Source organism: Streptococcus oralis (genome assembly GCF_003943825.1).
Lineage (GTDB): Bacteria > Bacillota > Bacilli > Lactobacillales > Streptococcaceae > Streptococcus > Streptococcus oralis_CD.
This window is the reverse complement of the sequence record NZ_RJNJ01000126.1, coordinates 1-516: the sequence shown is the minus strand read 5'-3', so window position 1 is coordinate 516 and position 516 is coordinate 1. Positions and strand designations below refer to the sequence as shown.

Annotated in this window: 1 protein-coding gene; it reads left to right on the top strand. The window is 43.4% G+C overall.

Annotation, left to right across the window (positions count from 1 at the left end):
* The coding region (locus D8863_RS10950) for a penicillin-binding transpeptidase domain-containing protein (protein ID WP_260469811.1) at positions 1-516 on the top strand (516 nt) is incomplete at both ends.

The following is a 516-nucleotide window of genomic DNA, read 5'->3' as shown; positions in this document are numbered from 1 at the left end:
GGCTATATTGATAAAAATCAAGAGACCGAAGCAGCTGGAGCAGATATGGCTTCTCAACTGCAAGATAAGTATGAAGGGAAGATTTCGGATTATCGTTACCCGTCTTATTTTGATGCAGTTGTCAACGAAGCAGTTTCCAAGTACAATCTCACAGAAGAGGAAATTGTCAACAACGGCTATCGAATCTATACAGAACTTGACCAAAACTACCAAGCCAACATGCAGGTTGTTTACGAAAATACCTCACTATTTCCAAAGGCAGAAGACGGAACACATGCTGAATCAGGTAGTGTTGCTTTAGAGCCTAAAACAGGTGGGGTGCGTAGCGTTGTTGGTAGCGTAGCTGGTGATGACAAACCAGGCTTCCGCAATTTCAACTATGCCACTCAGTCTAAGCGTAGCCCAGGCTCAACTATCAAACCTTTAGTGGTTTATACGCCTGCAGTAGAAGCAGGATGGGCCTTAAACAAGCAATTGGATAATCATACGATGCAGTACGATAGTTATCAAGTGGAC